Here is a 23,110-nt window from a genome sequence, read left to right on the forward strand (position 1 = left end):
ATTCATATTAAGCTTTACGAGGGCGTTGTATCGTCTGACGAGACGTGTATCAAGATGGGAGATATTAAATTGAAGAGCATGCTCTTCAATTTAACCCAAAACTTGGGATTTGTGTAGATACCTATGCCTTGTAGGAGAGGGTTAGGGTGAGGTGAATGCAATACGATATTGATGTTATGCCGCAAATAATGGACTAAAACCTTTTTTACGCAATAATTTGCGGTACATGCTAGAACTGCGGTCCGCCGGGAAATGCGCTTCGATGCTTAAATCCAAAGGCAAATATTCAGGCTTTTGTGATTCAGAGACTAATCGGTCTTCCTCAAATATTTTCAGGTTAAAGTCGTAAGCATCTTCGACAGGTAAGTCCTTGTCATAATTACGGCAAATGGGAGCAAATAGACGGGTGGAGCGGGCAGTCATCGGTGAAGCCACATTCATAATCACTTGCTTGCTGTCGTTTGGAAAATGTATGGTGAGTGTTGCAGTAAAAGGCAGATGAATTTCAAAATGCCGCAGCCATTGAAAGCCATCTTGTCCACGTTGTTCTAAACCAATCGGGTAGCGCCCAACACTGCTCCAATAATCCGCATTAAACCCTGTTTCAGTCTCAAATGTTTTATAGTCAGGTACTTCTACATTTTCAGGGTCACCAAAGGTATCGGGATGTACCCATGCAAAATGCGCAACATCAATAAAGCCTTCAAGCTGCCGGCCTGCAAAACATTGAAAATCGACCGTTGGGCACACCAATTGCTGAAACTCGGCTTCATCCCAATATGGCATTGCAGGTATATTCGGCGCAGTATCTTTAGCGGCAGTAAGTGAGCACCATATCAGTCCATAACGCTCAACAGCAGCATAAGTACGTAAGTTAAAGCGAGGTGAAATTTTGTGCTCAGGATGTGCAGGGATGCGATTGCAATGACCGTGTTCACCAAAGCGTAAACCATGATAGCGGCAGACAACGCCTAGACCATCATTTTTACCTAAACTTAGGGGTACGCCGCGGTGTGGGCAGGCATCTTTAGCGATAATCAGTTCATCTCCCATTTTATAAATGACGAGCGGCATATCTAAAAGCATGGTGCCATAAGGTTGTTCGCTGATTTCACGTGCTAATGCAATCGGATACCAATATTCTGCAAGTAAGTGCCAGTCATGTTCTTCAAAAGTCATATGCACAGGCAAGTCCGGATTAAATGTCGCAATGGCTTTGCTGGTCATTTTAGGCTCTGTTTTTATGTAAACTTGCATATTGAGCGAACTAAAAATGTAATGAAATTTCAATTATTGGAATACGGAGGAATAAAAAATCGAACATGCAAATGTGCAACATTCAGAAAAGGAGGGGAAATTGAAAAAAGAAAATAAGACAAAAGATGACAAGGACATGAATTCTTACGAATATCAAAGTAGAAATAAATAAGACCAATACTTTGATAAATTTCATTACATATTGAAAAATAAAGAATTATATTTAAATCAATGTGCAATCATCAATTATCATAAAAGCGTCATAAAGATGTAACCTAACTGTCATACTCTAAAATCAAAATGCAGATATCGAAAAAGTACAAGACTTTAAAAACAAAAGTGGCGTACTCCAATAAATGCATCAATTAAGAGAGATGAGAATGCGCTTAAATCATATCGCACTTGCTATGGTACTCACTACTGGGGCAACAGTCGCTACAACTGCAAATGCAGCTCGTGACACGATCCAAATTGCTGGTTCTTCAACTGTACTGCCTTATGCAAGTATTGTTGCAGAAGAGTTTGGTAATACATTCCCACAATTTAAAGCACCTGTCGTAGGTTCAGGCGGTACTTCAGGTGGTTTGAAACAATTCTGTAATGGTGTAGGCGACAACACAATTGACGTTGCAAACGCATCTCGTAAAATTAAAGATACTGAATTGGCTGCATGTAAAAAAGCCGGCGTTAACCAAATCTTAGAAATTAAAGTTGGATATGACGGTATCGTATTTGCGTCAAATGCGAAAAAAGCGGCATTCAAACTTCGCCCACAGCACGTATTTGCTGCACTCGCTGCTGAACTACCATCAAAAGGTAAATTGGTTCCAAACCCATACACACGTTGGAATCAAATCGACCCAACATTACCAAACGAAGCAATCACTTTAGTTATTCCTGCATCAAACCACGGTACACGTGAAGTGTTCCAAGAAAAAATGGTCGATGCTGGCTGTGAAACTTATGAAGCTTTCGCAAAATTAGATAAAGATGCTCAGAAAAAAGCATGTTCAACTTTCCGTAAAGATGGTCGTGTGATTGAAATCGCAGGCGACTATACAGAGACATTGGCACGCTTAAAAACTTCACCTAACGCTGTAGGTGTATTCGGTCTAGGTTTCTATGACCAAAACCGTGACAAGTTACGTGTAGCAACAGTCAATAACGTTGCACCTTCTGAGAAGACGATTTTAAATGGTTCATACCCAGTATCTCGTCCATTGTTCTTCTACGTAAAAGGTGAGCACTTAAAATCAATTAAAGGCTTAAAAGAGTTCACAGGATTCTTCCTTAGCAAAAAAGTATCAGGTAAAGGTTCTAAGCTAGAAAAAGCAGGCTTAATTTCAATGTCTGATAAAGAACGCGCTGCAGTTCTTGCAAACTTTAAAGCGGGTAAAGCAGTTAAATAATTGGATTGAAACAGCCAATGGCAGGATTGACCTGCCATTGGCTTTTTGCAAAGAAACAGTTTTTTCAAGAAGGGCTTTTGAAAAAACAGTGGAGATTACATGAATCTGCTACTTATTGGTGTGTTGCTCGCAATTATTGCAATCGCTTATCAAGTTGGACTGACCAAAAGTCGCAAACTTGCAGGTAAAGGCAATAACTCAGCAATGTTGCATTCACGACCGGGCTACTATGGTGTTTTGGTCGCTTTATGGTGTGGGATTCCCGCTTTTTTAATCTTGATTGTTTGGAACTTGGTTGAACCGAGTATTTTTCAACATGTTATTTTAAATAATGTCCCTGAAAATATTCGTTTAAGTTTAGATCCTGCAAGCACGAGCGTAATGGTTGACCGCGTTCAAGCGATTGCTTCTGGTTTTGGGGTGAGTGATACGCCAGCTGCATATGAACTTGCAGCAGCAGAACAATTAAAGAAAATTGAAAACATCGGCTCATATGCAAAATTGGCCATTGTGATTTGTGCGGCATTGATTGGTTTAGTCATGGCTAAACGCCGCATCGCAGAAAAATATCGTGCACGTAACCAAGTCGAAAAAGTCATTAATATCGCATTGGCACTGTGTTCGGGTGTCGCAATCCTGACAACAGTTGGCATTGTGATGTCGATGTTCAGTGAAGCCATGCGTTTCTTTAGTTTTGTCAGTCCACTCGATTTCTTCTTAGGCACTGAATGGAACCCCGGTTTTAGTACATCAGGGAATGCCGAAGGTAGTTATGGTTTGCTGCCACTCCTTTGGGGCACACTCATGGTCAGTGGTATTGCGCTATTGGTTGCTGTTCCTGTTGGTTTGATGATTGCCATTTACTTAGCTGAATATGCCAAGCCAAGTTTCCGTGCTTGGGCAAAACCGGCCATTGAAGTTCTCGCAGGTATTCCAACGATTGTTTACGGTGTATTTGCCTTAATGATTATTGGACCTTTTGCAAAACAGCTCGGCGCGTATATTGGACTCGATATTAATGCAACCAGTGCTTTAACAGCAGGCTTTGTGATGGGGATTATGATTATCCCATTCGTTTCATCATTATCTGACGACATCATTACTCAAGTGCCTCGCGCGCTTCGTGATGGTTCACTTGGTTTGGGTGCTACAAAATCAGAAACCATTCGCCAAGTGGTGATTCCAGCAGCATTGCCGGGCATCATCGGTGCATTCTTATTGGCAGCATCTCGTGCAATTGGTGAAACCATGATTGTGGTGCTTGCAGCAGGGAACAGTCCTTTACTGCATATCAACCCACTCGAAGCGGTGTCTACCGTCACTATTACCATCGTAAACCAATTAACAGGTGATACAGACTTTGCGAGTCCTCAAGCATTAGTTGCTTTTGCACTCGGTTTAACACTGTTTGTGATTACCTTAGGGCTGAATATTGTTGCACTGTACATTGTGCGTAAATACCGTGAGCAATACGAATGAGTACTACGAATACATCAAACATGGATCAAAAATTTGATTCACATGCAGCCGCTGAGCTTCGTGAAAAACGTAAGAAAATCATTGAAAACTCATTGGCGAAAAGACACCGTAAAGAAAATACCTTCCGTGTCTTGGGTTTTAGTGCAGTAGTGACTGGCTTATTGTTCGTCGTGCTATTGTTTGGCAGTATTTTAGCCAAAGGCTTACCAGCATTCTGGCAAAGCTCGATGACGGTGCCTGTGTTTTTTGATCCAAGTATCGTCAATGTAGGTGCGAAACCGGTTCAAAAAGAAGGTGAATCTCCTGCACAGTTCCAAGAGCGTTTTATTGCTTGGCAAACTGAAATGGGCATGGTGGATTGGGATGCGCTGATTGTGAATGGGATCATTGCAAAAGATCCAGCGATTGCCTCTCAACGTGATGATCTCAACAGTTTATATACCAGTTCAGAAGCATATCGCTTACGTGACATGGTTATGGCAGATCCATCATTGATTGGCCAAAAGCAAGATTTGAAAATCCTTGCAGATGCCAATGTCGATGTCTGGTTAGCGGGTAATATTGACCGCAGCTTGCCTGATGAACAGCAACAATTGAGCCCAGAAGTACGCCAACTCGCAGATAAACTCAAGGCTGACGGTGTTATCACCAACTCATTTAATACTGAAATATTTAAAAATCCAGACTCTCGTAGCTCACCTGCAACTTCAGGTTTAGCAGGGGCGTTTATGGGTTCACTCTTCATGATGCTGATCGTGATCATTATTTCGATTCCAATCGGTGTAGCATCCGCAATTTACTTAGAAGAATTTGCACCTAAAAACTGGATTACGGATGTTGTCGAAGTCAACATTAACAACCTAGCAGCGGTTCCTTCGATTGTCTTTGGTTTACTTGGTGCTGCGATCTTTATTGGTTGGATGCACATGCCGCTTTCGGCACCTGTGGTTGGTGGTTTGGTCTTAAGTTTGATGACACTACCAACGGTCATTATTACCACACGTGCATCACTAAAAGCTGTCCCGCCATCGATTCGTCAAGCAGCTTTAGGTTTGGGTGCATCACGTTTACAAACTGTATTTCACCATGTCTTGCCACTGGCATTACCGGGTATTTTAACCGGTGCCATTATTGGTGTTGCACAAGCCCTAGGTGAAACTGCTCCATTATTATTGATTGGTATGAGTGCCTTTGTGGCAAGTGTACCAACCACTCCTTTAGATCAATCCACTGCATTACCTGTACAAATTTTCCTTTGGCAAGGTAACGAACTACGTAACTTCTTTGAAGGGCGTACCGCAGCAGCAATCATTGTACTTCTTGCTCTCATGATCGGCTTAAACAGTTTAGCCATCTGGTTGCGTAAGAAATTTGAAGTACGCTGGTAATTGAGGGCATTATATGAATAGCGTCGTTACAACTGAAAAGAATTCCTTAGATCAGGATAAGTCCGTGAATCCAGAACAAACACAATTTACCTCTGCACAGGGCAGCCAAAAACAAACCAATACTGCGTTTGTGTCACAATTCGATACGCAATCTAGCGCGAAAAAAGATGCGAAATCGACCAATGTGAAAATCAGTACCAATGATGTGCATGTGTACTATGGTGAATCTGAAGCGATCAAAGGCATTGATCTGAACATTTATGAAAATGAAGTGATTGCCTTTATTGGACCGTCTGGTTGTGGTAAGTCAACGTTTCTACGTACGCTCAACCGTATGAATGACACGATTGATTCTTGTCGTGTGACAGGGCAAGTGCTCATGGATAATCAAGATATCTATGATCCAAATCTCGATGTGGTGTTACTTCGTGCCCAAGTGGGTATGGTTTTCCAAAAGCCAAATCCATTCCCTAAGTCAATTTTTGACAATGTGGCTTATGGTCCTAAACTGCATGGATTGGCGCGTGACAAATACGACATGGAAGAAATTGTTGAAAATAGTCTGCGTAAAGCAGGGCTTTGGGATGAAGTGAAAGATCGTTTGAACCAACCGGGTACGGGGCTTTCAGGTGGTCAGCAGCAACGTCTTTGTATTGCGCGAACCATTGCAGTTAGTCCTGAAGTGATTTTGATGGATGAACCTTGTTCAGCACTCGATCCGATTGCAACAGCAAAAGTAGAAGAACTCATCACTGAACTTTCAGCGCAATATACCATTGCGATTGTGACACACTCGATGCAACAAGCAGCGCGTGTTTCTGACCGTACCGCATATTTCCATTTGGGTGATTTAATTGAAGTGAATTCCACTGAAAAAGTCTTTACCCAACCGGATCATCAGCTTACAGAAGCCTATATTACCGGTCGTTTTGGTTAATCTGGTCTGTTTAAAAATAGAGCCGAAAGGCTCTTTTTTTATGAAGTCAATAATTAGGTCAAAAAGTCTTGATAAAAATAAAATGCTCAATTTGGCTCAATGAGAATTATTTTCAAAAAATAGATTGAATTTTTGTGATGCAACCCACATGTTATACAACATAAATATGAATTAAATGAGTTTCAATTTTATGCTATTTCATAATCCCAAGTTGCCTGCGGAAATTCGTGTAAGCCATTTAAATGCACGTATTAATGAACAACGAAAAAAAATTGCGCAAACGACTGCATCTAAACTTGAGCTGCTGCAACTAAGCCAACAATTATCAAAAGAAGCGCGCGCACGTAAAAAGAATAACCAAAAAATTTATGTAATCGATTTTAATGGTGATACCGCTGCATCTGCGGTAACGAGTCTACGTGAAGAAATTACCCTGATCTTAGCGACAGCAAAAGCAGGACGTGACCGCGTGGTTTTACGTTTAGAAAGTCCAGGCGGGATGGTGCATGGCTATGGTCTGGCCGCTGCACAATTGGTACGTTTACGTGATGCTGGATTTAACTTAACCATTTGCGTGGATAAAGTTGCTGCAAGCGGTGGCTATATGATGGCCTGCATTGCAAATGAGATCGTTTCAGCACCATTTGCCGTGGTGGGTTCGATTGGTGTAGTTGCACAAGTGCCGAACTTTAACCGTTTATTGAAAGAAAAACATATCGATTTTGAACTGTATACCGCGGGTCAGTTCAAACGTACCGTAACTATGTTTGGTGAAAATACTGCTGAAGGTAAAGCCAAATTTGAAGAAGAGTTACAGCAAACCCATAACTTGTTTAAACACTTTGTTGAAAAATACCGTCCTCAGCTCAATGTCGATAAAGTTGCCACAGGTGAGCATTGGTATGGTCAAGATGCAATGGATCTCAATTTGGTCGATAAACTCCAAACGTCAGATGAATATCTATTAAGTCTTATGCCACAACATGATGTATATATGATTGAAACCCGCAAAAAACCAACACTGGGTGAGAAGTTAGGCTTACAAGCAGCACAAATTGCGGATTCATTGGTTCCTGCTGTCATGTCAAAAGTGATGGAATCATTGAGCAAAGCCAATTCGAGTCTTGTGCAGTTGCGTGATCCAAAGCTTTAATTCTTTAAGTTTAAAAGCCAATCCAAAGATTGGCTTTTAATGGTTGGGTTTCTCAAATAAAGGGCTTTAAAACTGAAATCTGTATTTAATTTTCGTTTGATATTATTATTTTTTATCCTTACTTCTTTTTTAGTTTTTAACTATATTTCTAATAATCAGCAGTCTGAGGAAATTAAAATAACGGATAGCCAACACCCAATAAATTTAGAATTGAAGCAAAAGGCCCAAGAAATTTTTGGCAATATTCTTATATTGGAAGGAAGTTATAGTTCTTACTCCTCGCATGATGTACTTTATAGTATCCATTATAAAGATTTCAGTATCGCTGATTTTTTAATTTATCATGATGAAATTTTGAAGAAAAACGAATGGGTTTTTCTGAAAAAAATGGCCCAGTCATATATTTATTGTCAAAATCGTCGCCAGTTAGAGATTATTCCCCCGAAGATATTAATTAAAAATGTAGATAATGAAGAGGGGGATATCATTAGACAATTGGATGAAGAATGGAATATTAATTTTTATCATTCAAGAAATAGCCATTTTAGTCAGTGTTCGAAACATGATAATTCTCATGAATGAAATAAATAATACGGTTCTTTTTTGTTTAATTATAATGTGTGAGTAATTATTCTGGGACTGGAAGAGTGCTCCTAGTAAAAATAGCATTTTAGGTAGTTAGAAGCTTATCTTTTAGCATGTGTTGTCTTTTTAAACCTTATATTTTTATGAGTCTAGAAGATTACCCAATACTTAGTAATACGAATCAACTCATATATTACATTGGCTTTTTCTATGCCAAAATTACTCAATAAATAATTATATATTAGGGTTTGTCTGTTCAGCACCAATTTGATAAGGTACTTAACTAATTATTTATTAGATGTTTATTACATAATAACACTGAGGGCGAAATGACAAAAATTGTCGTGATATCGAAGAGAGATCAAACGATTTTAAAAGAAACTCAGGCCAACAAAATACAAATATCTCAACCTTAAATTATTCAGTTAGAACTCAAGCCAATCGATATTCAATCGATCCATCGAGTAGGGAATCAATGTGTGATTACCCTGAAAAACGGTCAAAAAATCGTGATTGATCATTTTTATACAGATGACTTTGGCTCTGATAACTCTTTGGTTTTACATAGTGGGCCAGAGCAATTTGAACTGGTTGAAATGGATGTCGATGGCAAAACGGTGAGCTATCGTTCTGTGAATGAATTTGCGCAACCTTTATCTACATCCACTCAATTGAATCAGGCAACAACACCCATTCAAGCTACTGAAATTGCAAGTGAAGATGATGGTTCACCATCTCTACTTAAGGCGGGATTGGCGATCTTAGGTGCAGAAGCGGTATATCTGCTGGCTTTTGACAAAGAAGATGATCAATCCTCTAGCAATGACAAAACAGCGCCAAGTACGCCAACTGGAAGTTTTGATAGTGACGGAAAAGTCGTGTCCGGTAAGGCGGAAGCGGGTGCAACGGTTTATATCGTAGATGCGAAAGGCAATACGATTGGTCAATCTAAAGCAGATGCCGATGGCAACTATAAAATTACTTTAGATGACGCGATTACAGACGGCAATCGCGTGATTTTGTACGCTAAAGACAAGGCTGGAAATAGTTCTCAATCAATGATTTTAACGGGTAGTAAAGATACGATCGCCCCAGACGCTGCAAATGCACAAGTGGATGAAAGCGGTAAATTTGTCTCTGGTTTTGCCGAAGCGGGTGCAAAAGTATATGTTTATGCTGCAGATGGCACAACGCTTTTAGGTGGGCCTGTGACTGCGGCAAGTGATGGCAATTTCTCCATTGCATTAAGTGATACTTTACAAGCAGGTGAGACGGCTAAAGTCATTGTAGAAGATAAAGCTGGCAACAAATCTGAAGCGCAGTCGGTTGAGATGGGCAAAGATACGCTTCGACCTGATCAACCTAAGATTGAAGTGAATAAAGCCGGAACTGAGCTGGTTGGTACTGCCGAAGCCAACAGTACTATTAAAATTTTAGATGCAAATTCACAAGTCATCGCCACCACTACGGTAGATGCCAATGGTCAATTTAAACTAACATTGTCCCCAGCACTGTCGGATAGTAATAAGACAACCATTATTGTGGTTGATGCGGCAGGCAATCAATCGATATCGTTAAATGTCACTGCCGGAACGGATAATACGGCACCAGTGGCACCAACAGCAACAATCAATACAGATGGTACAGAAGTGTCCGGAAGCGCTGAAATTGGTGCCAAAATTACGATTAAAAACAGTGCGGGAAATACACTTGGTACCGCAACTGTTGGTGACGATGGTCGCTATACAGTAAAATTAAGCAGCGCAATAACAGATAATAATATTGTTCAAGTGACTGCGACAGATACATCAGGGAATATATCAAAGAGCACGCAAGTCATTGGAACAAAGGACACGATTGCTCCTTCCGCGCCGACATTGACGACTGTGTATGATGATCGCGAGACTACAAAGCTCACCATTAAACAGGGGGAGAGCACGCAAGATTCCACCCCAAGTTTTGAAGGCAAAGGTGAGGCCAATGCCACGATTACCATTTATAAAAATGGCGTCGCAGTGGCAACGGTCAAAGCAGATACCAGTGGAAAATGGTTGTATACACCAGAATCTGACTTAGCGGCAGGTAAGTATAGCTATAGTTTTACCCAAACGGATCTGGCTGGAAATACCAGTGCCAAAAGCTCAGCATTTGATTTTACCGTTGAAGCGATGGTAGTTGCCAAAGCGAGTTTATTCTTGATCTCAGAAGAACAGGCTTCGGATGAATTACAAGATCAAGCATCAGTGTTAACTGATGATAATAGCGTGTTTGATGTACTTGCACAGCACAGTATGTCGAGCTTTAGCCTAGACGAAACTAACGCATTCATTCCTAATGATCAAATTGATTTGAACAGCTTATTGAGCAATCAAGAACCAAACATTGCTCTTGATGAAATATCAGATGATTCATCTTATTTAAATCCGTCTATCAATCCGGTATCGGGTGTCACAGCAGTTTCAAATACAGAGCTTCAAACAGCATGGGGCGCTTTAGATCCGTTAGATCAAACCTTAAATGCGCTACCACTCTATTAATAATTAATACATCCATTCATGAATAAAGCGATAAAAAAGCACTCTGATGAGTGCTTTTTTATTTAGGATTTTTTCTGATTGAAATATAAAAGGCCGCCAGTGATCATCGCACCAAATGTTGCCAGCAGCATATCTTTATGCGCATCCCAAATATCACCTTGTTGCCCATTGTAATTTTCAGCTTCTTCTGGTGATAAGCCAATGGCAATCAGCCATTCGATCCATTCATAAAATAAACTGGTCGCCATGACGAATTGTATAACCAATAAAAAGAGTGTTCCGGCTTTTAACTGCGGTAGCCAGATTTGAAATATGCGATAAAAGAACGGGTAGAGCAGCAATCCATAGGCAAGATGTACAAGCCGATCATACATATTCCGAGTCCATCCCATGCTTTGGTCAAGGTTGAAACCGAGGAGAGCTTGTGTCCATTCAGAATAAGGCACATAAGAATATAAATAATGGGCACCAATGACATGAATCAGTAAAAAGCCAAGATACAGACAAACTGTTGTGAAAGTTAGCCCTATTTTATAGAGGAAAACGAGCAACACGATCAGCATAAACGCTGTGCCGATTTGATGGAGGATATACGCTTCCATTTCTAAAGGTTGGATACTGGCGATCACAATGGCAAGCGTTAATAACGCAAAAGCTAAGATGTGCTTAAGTTTTAATTTGAAATCAATCATGAAAAGGCAAAGCTCAAATTTTTTATCGGTGTGCAATGTTTATAATTCGCGGCAAGTATAGCCATAATGCGATGAAAGGTGTTAGTTCGACGGCGTTAGAATTTGTGCATTATTTTTTCAAATGTCATCAGCTAGCAACTAGGGATAAGTATTTTCAAAAAGATTGTATTAAACTCAGATGTATATCGAAGTTTATGTATTTGGAAGTAACTATGGCCGTTGTTGAGGCATTTATTGCGACTCAAAATTGTTATTTTAACTATGAGTTTGAAGAACTTAATTTAACAGATGATTTTCCAGAAGAGCTCTCTGTATCTTTGCGCGGCATGATGTTTCGCCATGAAATTCAGTATCCCAATGCCACATATTATGTTTATTACTCAGATGTTTTAACAGGCTGTGAATTACAACGGATGAAAGATGATTGGGCGAAATATTGCCCTGCAGAATAAAATTACGTCTAAATTTTCTATCTCCTTGCGGAGCATGCTCTTCATCCCAAAGGGAGTAGGAGTATATAGGTGGAAATAAAAAACGAGGCATGAAGCCTCGTTTTTTTGATCTATTTAAAATTAGATTTTAGAAATCAGATCTTTGAAATTAATTCAGCAATTTGTTTTGCTTGAGTTGATGCATTACCTGTATATGTTGCAGGTGTCATTTCAGCAAGACGTGCACGGTCAGCAGCTGGAACAGCTTCTAACTCGTTACCATTTACGAAATCAACCATTATTTCGCGAGTCATTGCTTGACCACGAGTTAGGGCTTTAAGTTTTTCGTAAGGTTTTTCAACTGCATAACGACGCATTACAGTTTGAATTGGTTCAGCAAGAACTTCTTGAGCATGGTCAAGGTCTTCTAGAATACGTTGAGCATTCAACTCAAGTTTGCCAATACCTTTAGAGCAAGCTTCAAATGCAATCAAGCTTTGTGCAAAACCAACACCCATGTTACGAAGCACAGTTGAGTCAGTTAAGTCACGCTGCCAACGAGATACAGGAAGTTTTTCACCAAGGTGAGCCAATACCGCATTCGCAATACCCAAGTTACCTTCAGAGTTTTCGAAGTCAATTGGGTTAACTTTATGTGGCATTGTTGAAGAACCAACTTCGCCTTCTTTCAAACGTTGTTTGAAGAAACCAAGTGAGATGTATCCCCAAACGTCACGGTTAAAGTCGATTAAGATTGTGTTGAAACGACGTAGCGCATCAAAAAGTTCCGCCATGTAGTCATGCGGTTCAATCTGAGTCGTGTACGGGTTGAAGGTTAAACCTAAAGACTCTACAAAAGCTTGAGAATGAGCAGGCCAGTTAATTTCAGGGTAAGCAGAGTAGTGCGCGTTGTAGTTACCTACAGCACCGTTAATTTTACCTAGAAGTTCAACTTGTTTGAATTGCTTGATTTGACGCGCTAAACGGTAAGCTACGTTCGCCATTTCTTTACCCAAAGTTGTTGGGCTAGCAGTTTGACCGTGTGTACGAGACAACATTGGTTGTTCAGCATGTTTTTCAGCCAAAGCAACGATTGAATCGATGATTTGTTGCATCGCAGCAACTAAAACTTCACGGCCATTTTTAAGCATTAAAGCATGAGACAAGTTGTTGATGTCTTCAGAGGTACATGCAAAGTGAATGAATTCGCCTGCATTTTTAAGCTCATCGATATGTGCGATTTGCTCTTTTAAGAAGTACTCAACTGCTTTTACGTCATGGTTAGTTGTACGTTCAATTTCTTTAATGCGGTTAGCATTATCTTCAGAGAAGTTCGCAACAATTGCATCAAGCGCAGCGTTGGTTTCAGCACTGAACGCTGGAACTTCAGTGATTTCAGGACGGTTTGCAAGCGCTTGTAACCAACGCACTTCAACAGTCACACGAGCATGGATTAAACCAAACTCAGAGAGGAAGGGACGTAGAGCATCACATTTGCTTGCGTAACGTCCATCTAATGGAGAAAGTGCGGTTAAAGCGTTCATAGCGATTCCTTAAATTTTGGAATTAAACGTAAAACAAAAAGCCCGTACTGCATCAGTTAAACCACCTGATACTGTAAACGGGCAAGATCTTGAATATCTTGGAGCAGCTTACGCTTGCTGAAAATCATACCCCACGAGCTACCGCCGAGCTGACGCCACAAGTGAGCCATTTGTAAGCCTGTGAATAATGTCGCGCGAATGCGGTTGGTATGTGCTGTATCTTTAAATGCTTCGGCATTGCCACGAACCATAATACGTGGATTAATTTGGCCAGCAGTTTCAATATAGGTTTGCGCTAAATTGGCAATGATACTTGGATGTAAATAATTATTATCGAAAAAGGAAAGCTGTCTCAGAATTTTTTGTTGGGATTGTTCAATGATTTCTACAAATTTAGGATTGCTATAGACTTTCTTTTCTAACTGCAATAATGCCATCGCATACGTCATGGGTAGCTTGGTATTGGCAAGTTTAGGCAGTCTAGATTTGGGAGAAGTATTGAAGGGCTGAGTAATGCTACTTTCTAAGGTTTTTAATCCCAGCGAAATATCCGCCAAGCCACTAAAAAAATCAAGTGTCTGACTAGACTGATTCGACTTAGGACGGATATTTAAACTGGCTTTAATGAGATGTTCAAAATAAAAGTTACCGCTTTCCCCGATACTCTGTTGCCCAGTCAATGCAGTCATGTGGGTCAGCTGTGTCGCTTGAAAAACAGCAGCTAACGCCAATGCACGATTTTGGCGAGTATTCAGAGTCTGAGGCTGTTGAAACGGTAACTCTGTCATCCGAAACAATCCTTATTCAATAAAATCCGGTTTAGGCGCATTGGTATGATGAATCACACCACCCCCTAAACAAACTTCACCGGTGTAGAACACCACACTTTGACCCGGTGTAACAGCACGTTGTGGCTCATCGAATTCGACACGCACACCATTTGGCGCTGTAGGGTCTTTAAATATTGTACAGTCTTGGTCAGGCTGACGATAACGAGTTTTCGCTGTGCAGCGGAAGCCTGATTCAGGAATCTCTTGTTCACCAGCCACCCAATCAATCGCTTCAGACCATAAAATGGTGCTTTGCATGAGTGGATGTTCATGACCTTGACCAATGACTAGGCGATTACCTTCGATATCTTTATGCAGTACAAACCAAGCGCCTTCTTCAGCACCTTTTAGACCACCAAGACCGATGCCACCACGTTGGCCGAGCGTATAGTACATTAAGCCGTGATGTTCACCAACCTCTTTACCTGTGTCAAGGACGATTTTTCCGGGTTGAGCAGGTAAATATTGCTTTAAGAAGTCATTAAATCGACGTTCACCAATAAAGCAGATTCCTGTTGAATCTTTTTTCTTCGCGGTGATTAGACCTAATTCTTCAGCGATTTTGCGTACTTGTGGTTTTTCAATTTCACCCACAGGGAACAAAGTTTTGTTAATTTCACGACCATGCACTGCATGTAGGAAATAGGTTTGGTCTTTGTTGTTGTCTAGGCCACGTAGTAGAGGAGCATACTCTTCACCACGTGAATTTTTTAGCGTTTCACCACGGCGGCAATAGTGGCCTGTCGCAATAAAGTCAGCACCTAAGTTCACAGCATGGTCTAGAAATGCACGGAATTTAATTTCTTTATTGCAGAGAATATCTGGGTTTGGTGTACGACCTGCGGCATATTCTTCTAAGAAATGCTCAAAGACACGGTCCCAATATTCCATCGCAAAGTTCGCGGTATGCAGTTTGATACCAATTTTGTCACAAACGGCTTGAGCATCGGCAAGATCTTCCATTGCCGTACAGTATTCCGTGCCGTCATCTTCTTCCCAGTTTTTCATGAAAAGACCTTCAACTTGATAACCTTGTTGAAGTAAAAGTGCTGCAGATACAGAAGAATCTACACCACCAGACATACCGACGATGACACGTTGTTGCATAGGATTAAGCATCCAAATTTGAAATTAAGGGAGAATTTTGGTGCTCGTAAATGAGCGATAAAGGAAATTTTTGACCTGAAAGAGCATCTTGTACAGCTTTGATGACTAATGGACTACGCGCACGGGCAGACTCAATGAGTTCATCAAGCGTCATCCATACTGCACCGACAATGCCTGTGTCTAACTGTGCATCGGCATGGTGCTGAATGTCTTTAGCTAAGAAACAGAAACGGAAATAAGTACGATCAGGGAACATCGGAGGAGTATAAGTATACATGCCTAGGAGGTTCGTGATTTCTACATCGTGACCTGTTTCTTCCATGGTTTCTCGAATGGCTGCTTCAATAATGGTTTCGCCAGCTTCGACATGACCTGCAGGTTGATTAAATACAGTATGGGTCACACCTTCTGTATGTTCTTCAACAAATAGGAATTTTCCGTCTTTTTCAACGACGGTTGCGACAGTGACGTGAGCAGTCCAAGCGGTCATAAAGCAGCACCATGGATAAGGATGCACTATTGTATAAAATTTTGGGGTGTGTGGCTATGATGGGAGGGGAATTCTTTGGAGAGAGATGATTTTTAGCGTAGAAATTTATGGAACACTGTTTCATAAATGGGGTTGGAAACAATGAATCATAAAAAGCCCTGTACAGTTGATATAGGCTTTTTTTGTAATATGGATATGATTAATATTAAAAAATAATTAATACATGCACTATTTCAATTGTTACTTTCAATTGCCATTTCATAAGAACCCTGAAATTGGAACTTCATTGTTTCATCTGTTGTCGAGTTAATGAATTTTTCCATTTGTTCTTTATACTCACCATGTCCTGATTTATACATAGCTAATAAATATCCCCATTTAGCATACGGATAGGCTGGATCATCTTTGGGGATAGTCTTTAATTCATTCCTTATACCTTCTGCTACTTTACTCTGACAAGATCGCAGGTCATTTTGCGGATATTTCAAAATTTGCATTAGTTCACAGTGCTTAAATAATTTAGCTTGAGTTGGTCTCTCATTGAGTTGTTTCTTATTTAATTCATAAGCCTCTTGATACATTTCTAAAGAGAGATAAATATTCATTTCTATTTTTTCTCGCTCATTTTGAGCTTGGATTTTTTTTACATCTAATAAAATATTTTTTAATTTTTCTTTAGATTTAGGGTTATGAATGTCTATATCATTCATTAATATTCTGTATTTTTGGATGATAATATCATCTGATAGGGATATTTTTTGTTCTTCTACAACTTCATTTTTCTTTGGAATCTCTTGTGCATTAGAGCATCCAGTTATAGTGAAAACTGTACTAAAAAGAATAGTTAAAATTAGATATTTTTTCATGAAATACGTCTAGCAGCCGAAGTTAATGTGAATGTATGGTAATCCTCCCATAAATAACCGAAGTTAAAAGTAGAGGTTAAGCAGCCATTAGAGGTGGCTTTCCTTTGTTAGCTTGATGTGGTCTTTCATGGTTGTAATGCCACAACCAGTTTGTTGCATAATCTTGTACTTCATCCAAAGTATCAAATAAATGCTTGCTCAGCCAACTATAACGTATGGTCCGATTATAGCGTTCAATATACGCATTCTGCTGTGGCTTACCCGGTTGAATATATTCAATACGAATACCGTGCTCAGTAGCCCAGCGCACAAATTCGTGACTGATAAATTCGGGACCATTATCGCATCGGATCACTAACGGTTTTTCTCTCCACTCCAGCAATTGATTCAACGTACGAATAACCCTGATTGTGGGCAATGAGAACCCTGCTTCAATGGCTAGGCCTTCGCGGCGGTAATCATCAATCACATTCAATAATCGAAACTTGCGACCATCGGAAAGCTGATCATGCATAAAATCTAATGACCAAACCTGATTTTCTCGGATTGGTTCTTTCAATGGTTCAGGCGCATGCCGTTTTAGTCTTCTTCTCGGTTTAATACGCAGATTCAGTGCCAACTCACAGTAAATGCGGTAAACCCGCTTGTGATTCCAGCAGCAACTCTCAACATGCCGTAAATACGAGAAGCACAAACCAAAGCCCCAATCGGAATTTTCCTCAGTGAGTTCAATGAGCTGTTCAGCAATGAGTGCATTGTCATCGCTGAGTTTGGCTTGATAGCGGTAGCAGGTTTCACTAATGCCAAATGCTTTACAAGCCAAACGAATACTAATGGCATGCTGGGCAACTGCCTGTTGTGCCATCTTACGCCGGCAAGATGGCTTTACCCTTGCGCAGCAGTGCTGCTCATTGCCATCGCTTCCTGGATGATTTCGGCCTTTAATCGCTCTTCCGCATACATCTTTTTAAGTCTGGTATTTTCGGCTTCTAGCTCTTTCAGTCGAGCCATTAATGATGTATCCATACCACCATATTTGGCACGCCATTTATAAAAGGTAGCATTACTCATGCCGTGTTCACGGCAAAGGGTAGCTACAGGTGTGCCAGACTCCGCCTGTTTTAAAATGGATATGATCTGGCTGTCAGTAAATTTAGATGTTTTCATGCAGAATCTCCTGCTCGTATCTTAAGAGAAAATTCTACTTTTAGATCCTTTTATTTTTAGGGGGGATTACCCCCGAACAAGTCCACCATTTTTAGTTTTTGCACCGTTAAATGCTACATAATATTTTGTGTGAGGCTTATGATTCCAATATAGTTGTTCTGCCTCATGAATTTTTTTTATATCTTCTTTTGAAAGCTTTTGTAGCTGCTCTTTTGGCAGTTGATGCAAAAAAGTAGGGCTAGTCATACTATGTCCAAATATTGTAATTATATTCGAGCTTAATAAAATAAGATGACTAATAAAATTTGAAAATGTAACTAGGGAAATACTATCTAATTTTATATTTATTCTAATATATGCATTTTAGGTGCAAAACAATAAATAAATTTTTAGCATTGAAATAATGCTTTAATATAAAATTAACCTAAATAAAATCTATTTTATTTATAATTCCCCGACACCTTCACATAATTTTGTGCTGAATAGGGCAAGAACGCTTTTTCTTTATCCGTCAGTGGTCGAACTTTCTTAACGGGACTACCGACATATAAATAATCACTTTCTAAAACTTTATTGGGTGGAACAAGTGAACCAGCGCCTATCATCACATCATCTTCAACGACAACATCATCTAAAATAATCGTACCTATACCGACTAAAACACGATTACCAATGGTACAACCGTGTAATTTCACATGATGACCAATCGTCACATCTTCACCAATAATCAGTGGAGAACCTTCAGGTTTATCGGCTTTTTTATGACTCACATGCAACATTGAGTGATCTTGCACATTAGAGTTTTTACCAATACGAATATGGTTTACATCACCACGAATCACAGCAAATGGCCAAACCGAAACATTTTCAGCCAATACAACATCGCCAATCACGACTGACATTTCATCGATATAGCAAGAGTCAGCAATACGTGGAACAGTGTCTAAATAAGGGCGAATGTTTTGGCTCATAGGAAAGTCATCTACAGGTTTTTAGGCAGTATAAAATAAAAAAGCACCTAGACCGAAATCTAGATGCTTTCACTTTAGTCTTAATATCGAGTTTTCATCAAACTTAGAATAAGTTGCTAAAGAATTGTTTGATGTGATCAATCATTTTTGCAAAGAAACCAGCTTCTTCAACATTTTGTAGAGCTACAAGTGGTTTTTCAGCAATGACTTTGCCATTAAGAGTTGCAACGTATTTACCGACCACTTGACCTTGTTTTAAAGGAGCAGTTAATTTTGGTTGAACAACCAATTGAGTTTTAATGGCGTTCGCTTCGCCTTTAGGCATCGTCACGTTAAAGTTTTCAGCTAGACCTACTTGAACTTCATTGTCTTTACCGTACCAAACTTTTGCTTTTGCAAGCACTTGTTTAGCAGGTTGAACTTTTACAGTTTCAAAGTTTGCATAACCCCAAGCTAAAATTTCACGTGTTTGAGATGCACGCTCGTTCATGCTTGGCGCACCAAAGATCACTGAAATTAAACGTAAAGGACCACGTTTAGCTGAAGTCGTTAAGCAGTAGCCCGCTTCTTCAGTATGGCCAGTTTTTAAACCATCTACACTTGGGTCAGTATAAAGCAGGGCATTACGGTTGCCTTGCTTAATGCCATTGAACGTAAATTCTTTTTCAGAGTAGATCGGATAGTATTTTGAACTGTCATGAATGATATGTTGCGCAAGAGTCGCCATATCTTTGGCAGTCGAGAAATGACCTTCAGCTGGCATACCTGTCGCATTGATGAATTGAGTATTCACCATGCCAATACGTTTCGCTTCTTGGTTCATCATGTGGGCAAAGGTGCCTTCATTGCCAGCAATATGTTCTGCCATAGCTTTAGAAGCATCGTTACCCGACTGAATGATAATGCCACGTAACATTTCTAATGCAGTTGCAGTACCGTTGAGCGGAACGTACATACATGACTCAGTGCTGCTGCCGCGACACCAAGCCGACTCATTCATACGTACTTTTTCATTTTCAGTTAGTTCACCGCTTAATAACTTTTGCTCAATGATGTAACTGGTCATCATTTTTGTCATTGAAGCCGGAGCTAATTTTTCGTTTTCATTTTTAGAAGCAAGGATTTGCCCTGTTTCATAGTCCATCAGCACATAAGATTTATTATTTAATTCAGGTGGTGCAGAAAGGACAGTTGCCGCGAATGAAAAACTAGGTGCAAGTAGTAATGCGGCAAGGGCGGTTTTTCGGGTCATTCTGGGGGGTTCCAATAACTTAGGTATAAGCACAAAGAGCCTAGCATTTTAGGACAAAGCTAGGCGGACTGCTATGGGGTGCAAGCGCTTATTTTAAAAGTATTGTAACCAATTGGTATTATTTGCTGTAAGCAGTCAATTCTTTGCAAATCGTACCATTTTTCTTATCGCCAGCTTTCTTCGCATCAGACTGCGCTTCTTTTAAAGCTTCTTTAAAACTTTTTTGTTTGCTGAGCTGTTGTAAGGCATTTACAGGGTTCTTTTCATTCGGCATATATTCTTTGGCTAATTTTGCATAACCCGCTTCAAACTTCGGCTGATCTTTGTCATTCACCAGTTTTGGACAAACTTCAGAAAGTACATAAATAGCTGCAAGTTCTTGACTGGTCACTTGAGGTGTAGGAGTCACTTCAATTTTTTCATCTGCGGCATGTGCAGACATGGTGGTGAACGCAAAAGCAGAAAGGCTAAGGGCACAAAGAGATTTTACAAAAGAGTTTTTCATTTAAATAACCTGTTAAATAACCTAAAAGATATCAAATAGCTAAAATTTATTAGCCAAGCTTAATCATATTTTGGGTAGAGATCAGTAGAAAATTGTATTGAAGCTGTTTAGAAATCAATACATTGTGAAAGAAAAAAGGATGAGGCTATAAAGCGTCATCCTTTTTTGGCAGGTTTGATGCAATTAGGACTAACCTATTGAGAGGGCGTCCAAATCTGAATGATCAATTAACCTTCATAATTTAAAACGTCATCACAAACTGATTTTTGTTCAGCTTTATCAGTTTCTTTAGCAGCTTGACGTGCTTCTTCAAGAACTGATTTATATTCGCTGTCAGACTGTAGTTTTTCTAAAGTCATTGATTTATCAGAATAATCAGCAAGATATGTTTTAGTGAGTGCTTGAATGTTGGCATCAAATTTTGCATTTTGACCAATAATCGCAGGGCATACTTCTAACATGACTTGTGCAGATGCAATGTCTTCTTTTACGATAGTATTGGCTTCTTCTTGAGTGAAGTCATTGTCTGCGACCACAGTTTGAGTCATGCAAGCTGCTAGAGCAAAGCCCAATAAACCACGAAGTGCTACGGTTTTATTCATTTTGTACACACACATTTATGCTGGATGTTGAAATGTAAATATATATAATTATTCATATATTTCAATAAAATGTTCTTGCGAGTCATTTTTAATTTTTTAGTAATGGAAATTTAGTTGTGAATATATTAATTGCCAATGATGATGGCGTTTTTGCTCCCGGTATCCAAGCTTTAGCACATGCATTGCGTCCTCTCGGTCGTGTGGTGATTGTTGCACCTGAAAGTGAACGCAGTGGTTTTTCAAGTGCACTGACTTTAGATCGACCATTACGACCTGTCGAAATTGCACCAAATATGTGGGCGGTAAATGGCACACCTGCGGACTGTGTGTATTTATCAATGAATGGTCTGTTCGATTTTGAATTTGATTTGGTGGTGAGTGGGATCAATAGCGGCGCAAATCTGGGTGATGATGTGCTGTATTCAGGGACGGTCGGTGCCGCATTTGAAGGTCGTCTAATGAAACAACCTGCGCTAGCCGTGTCTTTGGCTGGGCCGAATGTGCGTAGTTATAACAACCCTGAAGATTATGCCGTAGCTGCACAATGGGTGCATGACTTTATTGCCAATGGTTTACCTGCGCTACCTGCACGACATATTTTTAATATCAATATTCCAGATGTCGCTGAACTTCAAGGCACTAAAGTGACCTATCAAGGGCGACGTTTACAGTCCAAACCGATTACCAGTCATGTAGACCCGCGCGGTCGTCAAGTCTATTGGATTGGCTTGGCAGGTGAGGCCGTGGCAGAGCCTAAAAAAGGCTTAACGCATATTGAATCAGACTTCTTTGCAGTGGCAAATGGTTATGTCAGTGTAACGCCTATACAAATGGATGCTACAAACTATGAGATTTTGAATAACTTGCACTCAGAGTTATCTAAATCTTAAGTATTAATGTTATAACTTTGTGAAAATGGTTATGCCGCAACTTTTTTAGAGTGGATTTTTGCTAATCTTAGCCCATTCATAATGACTATATTTGAATTATTAGTGAGGAAGATGATGTCCCTGGTGTCACAATATCGCGTTATTACCGCTCCTGCAGCATTATTTAAGACCCTTGTTTTATCTGCTGCGGTTGTTACGACTTTGGTCATGACTGGCTGTGCGTCAAAACCACAAATTAATAATGCGACCCGTTATGCGACTGCTCCGGATTATTATACAGTTCGTTCGGGAGATACTTTAAGTGGCATTGCCGCTCGCTATGGTTTGAGCTATGTCAGCATTGCAGAAATGAACGATATTGCGCAGCCTTATCGCATCTATGTTGGACAATCCATTCGCCTTAAAAATGGCGGCTCACGTCGTACAACGTCTACGCAAGCCATGACTCAAGCGGCACCAATTCAACGCCAAACGATTGCAATGCCAACGCAAACAGCGCCCGTGACTCAAGCTTCAACCACTCCATCGACAGTGACGCGAACTACAGTTCCAACGCCAGTGGTCAGTTCTTCAAGTTTACGTTGGGTGAGTCCAGTATCGCGTCCTACGGTATTACAAGGCTATAATTTAGCATCGAATGTGAAAGGAACACGTTACGCAGGTAATACAGGTGATCCTATTTTTGCAGCAGCTGATGGTCAAGTGGTCTATGCCGCCGATGGTCTTAAAGAGTACGGCAATTTAATTTTGGTGAAGCATATTAATGGCTATATCACTGCATATGCACATAACAGTAAAATGAATGTCAAAAGTGGCGATACTGTGAAAGCAGGGCAGCAAATTGGTGAGATGGGTTCATCGGGTACAAACCGTACGATGCTTGAGTTTCAGGTGCGTTTAGATGGTAAACCAATCAATCCAACTGCAGTTTTACCAAATAATTAAATATATAATGCAAAAGCAAAATATCCCCGTATAATACAATGAGTTGCTTTTATCGAAAGATGAAGCTTCTCAT

22 protein-coding genes and 1 pseudogene are annotated in these 23,110 nt (G+C 40.1%); 10 read left to right on the forward strand and 13 right to left on the reverse strand.

Annotated elements, in window-relative coordinates; all coding sequences use genetic code 11:
- Positions 1–174: 174 nt before the first annotated feature.
- Entirely contained in the window at positions 175–1,227 is a 1,053-nt protein-coding gene (locus tag FTT98_RS02880; protein WP_180093493.1) for a Rieske 2Fe-2S domain-containing protein, read from the reverse strand.
- A gap of 410 nt (positions 1,228–1,637) precedes the next feature.
- Between FTT98_RS02880 and FTT98_RS02885 the strand changes: the two genes are divergently transcribed.
- The 7 genes from FTT98_RS02885 to FTT98_RS18325 all read left to right on the forward strand — a co-directional run bounded on the left by FTT98_RS02885 (position 1,638) and on the right by FTT98_RS18325 (position 10,745).
- Positions 1,638–2,666, forward strand: coding sequence for a substrate-binding domain-containing protein (locus FTT98_RS02885; protein ID WP_180114573.1), 1,029 nt, complete (start codon positions 1,638–1,640; stop codon positions 2,664–2,666).
- Positions 2,667–2,765: 99 nt separating this feature from the next.
- A complete protein-coding gene (pstC, locus tag FTT98_RS02890) occupies positions 2,766–4,145 on the forward strand; it encodes a phosphate ABC transporter permease subunit PstC (RefSeq protein WP_168379200.1) in 1,380 nt (459 codons plus the stop codon).
- A complete protein-coding gene (gene pstA, locus FTT98_RS02895; RefSeq protein WP_180176957.1) occupies positions 4,142–5,533 on the forward strand; it encodes a phosphate ABC transporter permease PstA in 1,392 nt (463 codons plus the stop codon). The genes pstC and pstA overlap by 4 nt, the downstream gene beginning before the upstream one ends.
- A 13-nt stretch (positions 5,534–5,546) precedes the next feature.
- Complete coding sequence (gene pstB, locus FTT98_RS02900; protein ID WP_168379202.1) at positions 5,547–6,470, forward strand: phosphate ABC transporter ATP-binding protein PstB; 924 nt, start codon at positions 5,547–5,549, stop codon at positions 6,468–6,470.
- A 190-nt stretch (positions 6,471–6,660) separates the two neighbouring features.
- Positions 6,661–7,623: a protease SohB gene (gene sohB, locus FTT98_RS02905; protein WP_180176958.1), complete on the forward strand. Its 963-nt coding sequence runs from the start codon at positions 6,661–6,663 to the stop codon at positions 7,621–7,623.
- A 96-nt stretch (positions 7,624–7,719) separates the two neighbouring features.
- Positions 7,720–8,205 carry a hypothetical protein gene (locus tag FTT98_RS02910; RefSeq protein WP_180176959.1) on the forward strand — a complete coding sequence of 162 codons (486 nt, stop codon included), beginning with the start codon at positions 7,720–7,722 and terminating at the stop codon, positions 8,203–8,205.
- A 422-nt stretch (positions 8,206–8,627) separates the two neighbouring features.
- A complete protein-coding gene (locus FTT98_RS18325; protein WP_373685119.1) occupies positions 8,628–10,745 on the forward strand; it encodes an Ig-like domain-containing protein in 2,118 nt (705 codons plus the stop codon).
- A gap of 62 nt (positions 10,746–10,807) precedes the next feature.
- On the opposite strand, the gene FTT98_RS02920 is transcribed toward FTT98_RS18325, so the two are convergent.
- A complete protein-coding gene (locus tag FTT98_RS02920; RefSeq protein ID WP_180176961.1) occupies positions 10,808–11,437 on the reverse strand; it encodes a DUF2238 domain-containing protein in 630 nt (209 codons plus the stop codon).
- A 212-nt stretch (positions 11,438–11,649) separates the two neighbouring features.
- On the opposite strand from FTT98_RS02920, the gene FTT98_RS02925 reads away from it, so the two are divergent.
- Positions 11,650–11,889, forward strand: coding sequence for a hypothetical protein (locus tag FTT98_RS02925; protein ID WP_180060146.1), 240 nt, complete (start codon positions 11,650–11,652; stop codon positions 11,887–11,889).
- A gap of 134 nt (positions 11,890–12,023) precedes the next feature.
- Here the strand turns inward: FTT98_RS02925 and purB are convergent, their stop codons facing one another.
- From purB to FTT98_RS02980, 11 genes and pseudogenes are all read right to left on the reverse strand, one after another.
- A complete protein-coding gene (gene purB, locus FTT98_RS02930) occupies positions 12,024–13,412 on the reverse strand; it encodes an adenylosuccinate lyase (RefSeq protein WP_180116773.1) in 1,389 nt (462 codons plus the stop codon).
- Positions 13,413–13,468: 56 nt separating this feature from the next.
- Positions 13,469–14,200 (reverse strand): high frequency lysogenization protein HflD, encoded by a 732-nt coding sequence (hflD, locus tag FTT98_RS02935; RefSeq protein WP_218954592.1) that lies wholly within the window; start codon positions 14,198–14,200, stop codon positions 13,469–13,471.
- A 12-nt stretch (positions 14,201–14,212) separates the two neighbouring features.
- Positions 14,213–15,349: a tRNA 2-thiouridine(34) synthase MnmA gene (gene mnmA / locus FTT98_RS02940; RefSeq protein ID WP_180114904.1), complete on the reverse strand. Its 1,137-nt coding sequence runs from the start codon at positions 15,347–15,349 to the stop codon at positions 14,213–14,215.
- A gap of 4 nt (positions 15,350–15,353) precedes the next feature.
- Positions 15,354–15,839 (reverse strand): NUDIX hydrolase, encoded by a 486-nt coding sequence (locus FTT98_RS02945; protein WP_078190179.1) that lies wholly within the window; start codon positions 15,837–15,839, stop codon positions 15,354–15,356.
- A 233-nt stretch (positions 15,840–16,072) separates the two neighbouring features.
- Positions 16,073–16,705, reverse strand: coding sequence for a hypothetical protein (locus tag FTT98_RS02950; protein ID WP_168379209.1), 633 nt, complete (start codon positions 16,703–16,705; stop codon positions 16,073–16,075).
- Positions 16,706–16,781: 76 nt separating this feature from the next.
- Positions 16,782–17,872, reverse strand: a pseudogene (locus tag FTT98_RS02955) (IS3 family transposase).
- 66 nt (positions 17,873–17,938) lie between these two features.
- Entirely contained in the window at positions 17,939–18,118 is a 180-nt protein-coding gene (locus FTT98_RS02960) for a hypothetical protein (protein ID WP_180176956.1), read from the reverse strand.
- 194 nt (positions 18,119–18,312) lie between these two features.
- Positions 18,313–18,843, reverse strand: coding sequence for a gamma carbonic anhydrase family protein (locus FTT98_RS02965; RefSeq protein ID WP_180176963.1), 531 nt, complete (start codon positions 18,841–18,843; stop codon positions 18,313–18,315).
- Positions 18,844–18,946: 103 nt separating this feature from the next.
- Positions 18,947–20,095 (reverse strand): D-alanyl-D-alanine carboxypeptidase PBP5/6, encoded by a 1,149-nt coding sequence (gene dacC, locus FTT98_RS02970; protein ID WP_078191838.1) that lies wholly within the window; start codon positions 20,093–20,095, stop codon positions 18,947–18,949.
- A gap of 118 nt (positions 20,096–20,213) precedes the next feature.
- Positions 20,214–20,600 carry an MCR_0457 family protein gene (locus FTT98_RS02975; protein WP_168377837.1) on the reverse strand — a complete coding sequence of 129 codons (387 nt, stop codon included), beginning with the start codon at positions 20,598–20,600 and terminating at the stop codon, positions 20,214–20,216.
- 227 nt (positions 20,601–20,827) lie between these two features.
- Positions 20,828–21,202, reverse strand: a complete 375-nt coding sequence (locus FTT98_RS02980) for an MCR_0457 family protein (RefSeq protein ID WP_168377836.1) — start codon at positions 21,200–21,202, stop codon at positions 20,828–20,830.
- A 116-nt stretch (positions 21,203–21,318) separates the two neighbouring features.
- Between FTT98_RS02980 and surE the strand changes: the two genes are divergently transcribed.
- Complete coding sequence (surE, locus tag FTT98_RS02985) at positions 21,319–22,092, forward strand: 5'/3'-nucleotidase SurE (protein ID WP_078190173.1); 774 nt, start codon at positions 21,319–21,321, stop codon at positions 22,090–22,092.
- Between the two features lie 114 nt (positions 22,093–22,206).
- On the forward strand, positions 22,207–23,037 hold the full coding sequence (locus FTT98_RS02990; protein ID WP_180063556.1) for a peptidoglycan DD-metalloendopeptidase family protein: 831 nt from the start codon (positions 22,207–22,209) through the stop codon (positions 23,035–23,037).
- Positions 23,038–23,110 lie beyond the last annotated feature (73 nt).

It is taken from the genome of Acinetobacter sp. YH12039, from assembly GCF_013420015.1.
Taxonomy (GTDB): Bacteria; Pseudomonadota; Gammaproteobacteria; order Pseudomonadales; family Moraxellaceae; genus Acinetobacter; species Acinetobacter amyesii.